This window comes from Phenylobacterium sp. (assembly GCF_046590535.1).
GTDB lineage: Bacteria > Pseudomonadota > Alphaproteobacteria > Caulobacterales > Caulobacteraceae > Phenylobacterium.
On record NZ_JBKJTG010000229.1, the window covers coordinates 1 to 4,777 of the forward strand.

General features: G+C 67.7%; 5 protein-coding genes. 4 read left to right on the forward strand and 1 reads right to left on the reverse strand.

Going from position 1 to position 4,777, the window contains the following annotated elements:
* Positions 1 to 622 precede the first annotated feature (622 nt).
* The gene (locus tag ACLL81_RS13825; RefSeq protein ID WP_411288937.1) at positions 623 to 1,696 is read right to left on the reverse strand and encodes a zinc-binding dehydrogenase; all 1,074 of its coding nucleotides are present in this window, start codon (positions 1,694 to 1,696) and stop codon (positions 623 to 625) included.
* Positions 1,697 to 1,776: 80 nt separating this feature from the next.
* Here ACLL81_RS13825 and fabD point away from each other — a divergent pair, with 80 nt between their 5' ends.
* From fabD to ACLL81_RS13845, 4 genes are all read left to right on the forward strand, one after another.
* Positions 1,777 to 2,721 carry an ACP S-malonyltransferase gene (gene fabD, locus ACLL81_RS13830; RefSeq protein WP_411288938.1) on the forward strand — a complete coding sequence of 315 codons (945 nt, stop codon included), beginning with the start codon at positions 1,777 to 1,779 and terminating at the stop codon, positions 2,719 to 2,721.
* Between the two features lie 12 nt (positions 2,722 to 2,733).
* Positions 2,734 to 3,474, forward strand: coding sequence for a 3-oxoacyl-[acyl-carrier-protein] reductase (fabG, locus tag ACLL81_RS13835; RefSeq protein WP_411288939.1), 741 nt, complete (start codon positions 2,734 to 2,736; stop codon positions 3,472 to 3,474).
* Positions 3,475 to 3,601: 127 nt separating this feature from the next.
* Positions 3,602 to 3,841 carry an acyl carrier protein gene (locus tag ACLL81_RS13840; protein WP_411288940.1) on the forward strand — a complete coding sequence of 80 codons (240 nt, stop codon included), beginning with the start codon at positions 3,602 to 3,604 and terminating at the stop codon, positions 3,839 to 3,841.
* 84 nt (positions 3,842 to 3,925) lie between these two features.
* Positions 3,926 to 4,777 (forward strand): beta-ketoacyl synthase N-terminal-like domain-containing protein (locus ACLL81_RS13845; protein ID WP_411288941.1); only part of this gene is annotated, 852 nt, incomplete at its 3' end.

Here is a 4,777-nt window from a genome sequence, read left to right on the forward strand (position 1 = left end):
CGCCAGCACCACAGCGTCCGACGGCGCGGTCGCGACCTGAGCGAAGGCGGCGGAACCGACCACCGACATGGTGGCGGCGGCGAGGAGGATGTTGCGAACGTTCATTGGTCGCCCCAGGGCAAAAGGTGAAATGGGTCTAACGAGTGAAGCAATACGTCTTGGCAGCAACTGGGACTTTACCGGTCGGTCGCCTCTTTGGTGTGTCGAACACCTTGAGGATACTTCCAGTTGCACCCGCAGCCTTCGCCCGTGATTGAGAATGGTCCTTTAGAACCACGTTACGTCAGTGTCAAGTTAGTTTGCTGATGTTTACTATTCATTTGACGACCAGCCGCCTCATTCCAGGATTGGCACAGTGCGGCTTGTGTCCGCTCAGCATCTAGCAAGTGTTGTGCCACCAGAAACGTCCTATCATCTCAAATTGACGCCAAAGTATATATCTAAGCGAGTCGCTGCGTTGGCGCGAGTACACGGGAGGTACCGGTAGTCTTAACGACGGACTTCCGATCTCCCGGTTCACCCTCACCGCGCTCGATCCGACACATGCGAATTTCTAGCAGACTCGGTCTGGAAACCTGGAGTCGCGGCCTTCTTCGGCGATCCTTCCCCCAGATTGAGTATATCAGGGTGCGACCAGGATCTTCACGTGCGCCTCGGGGTCGCCGAGGGCGGTGAAGGCGGCGGCCACCTCATCGAGCCCGACCGTGCCGGTCACCAGCCGCGAGACGTCGATCACCCCTTCGGACAGCTGCCGCAGCGTGGCGGCGAACTCCTCTTGGGTGTAGCCCAGCACAAAGGTCAACTCGATCTCCTTGGTGATGGCCATCGACGGTTCGATGCGGTCGGTCTCCATGCAGACGCCGGCCACCACGATCTGGGCCCCGGCCGGCGCCGCCTCGATCAGGCTTTGCAGGACCCCCGGCGAGCCGACGCACTCGAAGATCACCGGCCGTCCGAAACGGCCGCCCATCATACGGACCACGGCCTGGGCCGCCCTGGCCTTGGGCACCCCCAGCGCTTCCCAACGGTCGTGCGGCGACTCCACGGCCGGATCGATGACGACGTCGGCGCCCAGCCGTTCCGCCGCTGCACGCCGCCGGGGCGAAAAGTCGGCGGCGATCACCGGGCCGTGGCCGGAGGCCTTAAGCGCGGCGATAACCGCCAGGCCCACCGGGCCGCAGCCGATGACCAGGCTGGCCGAATCGCTGTCCAGGCGGGCCTTGGCCACGGCATGGGCGCCGACTGCGAAGGGCTCGGTCAGCGCGGCCTGGTCGGTGGGCAGGCCGTTGGGGACCTCCAGCACCAGAGTTTCGCTCAGCAGCATCCGCTCGCTGAAGCCGCCTGGAAGCCGGTTGGAGAAGCCCAGCAGCTCGACGCCGCCGGCGGTCAGGGTCGCCGGGATGCTGACTACCCGGGTCCCAGCCTTCAGGGTCCTGGCCGAGCCCGGGCCGTGGTCGAGGATCTCGGCGCAGAACTCATGCCCGAACACGGTGTCGGCGGTGGGATCGAAGTTCGAACCCATGCCGCCGGCCCGGCGGCTGAGGTCGATCATATGCTCCATATGATGCAGGGCGTGCAGGTCCGAGCCGCAGATCCCGCAGGCCAGGGTCCTGACCAGCACCTGGCCCTCGGCCGGCGTCAGCTCGGCGATCTCGTCGCAGACCAGCTGCCGGTTGCGCCGGACGACCGCCCGCATCTTGGTTCTCCCCGCCTTGTCGCGGCTTTTCTTATCCCCTAACCCTCGCGCCTCGGAATCGATAGAGCCGGAGCGTCCCGATGAGCCTCGCCTTCCTCTTCCCCGGCCAGGGCAGCCAGGCGGTCGGCATGGGCGCCGACCTGGCGACGGCCTTTGCCTCGGCGCGGGAGGTGTTCCAGGAAATCGACGAGGCCCTGGGCCAGAACCTGTCGCGCCTGATGCGGGAGGGCCCGGAGGATCAGCTCACCCTCACCGAGAACGCCCAGCCGGCCCTGATGGCGGTCAGCCTCGCGGTCATGCGCACCCTGGAACGGGAGTTCGGCGTGGGCGTCGAGCGGGCGGCCTTCGTGGCGGGCCACAGCCTGGGCGAATATTCGGCGCTGGCGGCGGCGGGGGCGATCAGCGTCGCCGACACCGCCCGCCTGCTGAAGCTGCGCGGCCAGGCCATGCAACGCGCCGTGCCCGTGGGCGCCGGCGCCATGGCCTCGCTGATCGGACCCAAGACCGACGTGGCGTTGGCGGAACAGGCGGCCGCAGCCGGCGCCGAGTTCGGAGTCTGCGTGGTGGCCAATGACAACAACCAGGGCAATGTGGTGATCTCCGGCGCCAAGGCCGCCGTGGACGCCGCGATTGAGGCGGCCAAGGCGCTGGGCGCCCGCGCCATACCCCTGAATGTCTCGGCGCCCTTCCACTGTCCGCTGATGCAGCCCGCCGCCGACGAGATGGCGCAAGCCCTGGCCGCCGCCGCCATCCTGGCCCCGCGGGCGCCGCTGGTGACCAACATCACCGCCAAGCCCACCCACGACCCCGAGGTCATCCGCCGGCTGCTGGTGGAGCAGGTGACCGGTCGGGTCCGCTGGCGTGAGAGCGTGCTGTGGCTGGTGCAGGAGGGCGGCGTGACCCGCTTCGCCGAGGCGGGGACCGGCAAGGTGCTGTCGGGGATGGTCAAGCGGATCGCCCCGGACGCCGAGGCCGTCCCCTTGAACGCCCCGGCCGATCTCGAAGCCTTCGCCAAGTCCCTTTAGTAGAGAGCCGCCATGTTCGACCTCACCGGCAAGACCGCGCTCGTCACCGGCGCCACCCGCGGCATCGGCGCCGAGATCGCCAGGGCCCTGCACGCCCAGGGGGCCCATGTGGTGCTCTCCGGCACCCGTGAGTCCGTCCTGCGGGATCTGGCCGGCGCCCTGGGCGAGCGCGTCTCGGTGGCGGCGGCGAATCTGTCCGATGGCGCGGCGGTGGACGGGCTGGTCGAGGCGGCGGAGACGGCGGCGGGCGCGCCGCTCGACATCGTGGTGGCCAACGCCGGCATCACCAAGGACGGCCTGCTGCTGCGGATGAAGGACGAGGACTGGGAGGCGGTGCTGAAGGTCAACCTGGAGAGCTACTTCCGGCTCAGCCGCGCGGCCATCAAGGGGATGATGCGCCGCCGCGCCGGGCGGATCATCGCCATCACCTCCGTGGTCGGTGTCACCGGCAACCCCGGGCAGGTGAACTACGCCGCTTCGAAGGCGGGAATGATTGGCTTTTCCAAGGCCTTGGCGCAAGAAGTTGCGACGCGCGGAATCACCGTCAACTGCGTGGCGCCGGGGATGATCAACAGCCCGATGACCGAGGCGCTCACCGAGGCGCAGAAGGCGCAAATCCTGGCGACCATCCCGACCGGCCGGCTGGGCGTCGGCGCCGACGTGGCGGCGGCCTGCGCGTACCTGGCCAGCGACGAGGCGGCCTACGTCACCGGCCAGACCCTGCACGTAAACGGCGGCATGGCGATGATCTGAGGCTCGCCAAGCGGCGGGGGATCATGCTAGGCGGCGGCCCGAATTCCACATCATCCGAAGCGGCGGTTGACTTCACCGTCTCCGTCGCCGATGCAACAATCTGACTAATCCTTGAGGGACCTACCCTATGTCCGAAGTCCTCGAACGCGTCCGCAAGATCGTCATCGAACACCTCGACGCCGATCCGGAGAAGGTGACCGACAAGGCCAGCTTCATCGATGATCTGGGCGCCGACAGCCTCGACAACGTCGAGCTGGTGATGGCGTTCGAAGAAGAATTCGACATCGAAATCCCGGACGACGCCGCCGAACACATCCAGACTGTCGGCGACGCCGTGAAGTTCATTCAGGAGCGGCTGGGCGCTTAAGCGCTGATCCTGCTTGAGAATTCAACCGCCGCGTCGCTTAGGGCCTGACCCGAAGCCGCGGCGGTTTTCGTTTGAGGGTGCGCCATGCGTCGTGTCGTCGTCACAGGGATCGGTCTCGTAACCCCACTGGGGCAGGGGACAGAACTGGTGTGGAAGAGGCTCCTCGCCGGCCAGTCCGGGGCTGGACGGATCAGCGCCTTCGACGTCAGCGACTATGCCTGCCAGGTGGCGTGCGAGGTCCCCCGGGTGGACGGCCGAGGCGGCGGTGGCCCCGATATCGAAGGCTCCTTCGACCCCGACCAGACGCTGTCGCCCAAGGACCGGCGCCGAGTCGACGACTTCATCCTCTATGGCATCGCCGCGGCGGACGACGCGGTGAAGGATTCGGGCTGGGCGCCCACCGAGGACGAGGACCGCGAGCGCACCGGCGTGATCATCGGATCGGGCATCGGCGGCCTGGGCACCATCGCCGAGACCGCCATCGAGCTGCACGAAAAGGGCCCGCGCCGGGTCAGCCCCTTCTTCATCCCCTCGGCGCTGATCAACTTGGCCAGCGGCCAGGTGTCGATCCGCCACGGCTTCAAGGGCCCCAACCACGCCGTGGTCACCGCCTGCGCCACCGGCGCCCACGCGATCGGCGACGCCGCGCGGCTGATCAAGTACGGCGACGCCGACGTGATGGTGGCCGGCGGGGCCGAGGCCTCGGTGGTGCCGATCGGCATCGCCGGCTTCATCGCCTGCCGCGCTATGTCGACCAACTTCAACGACGCGCCCGAGAAGGCCAGCCGCCCCTATGACAAGGACCGCGACGGCTTCGTCATGGGTGAGGGCGCCGGCGTCCTCGTGCTCGATGACGCCGGCGCCCTCACCCATGACCAAGCCGTCGCGGTCCTTGTCATAGGGGCGGCTGGCCTTCTCTGGCGCGTCATTCAAGTT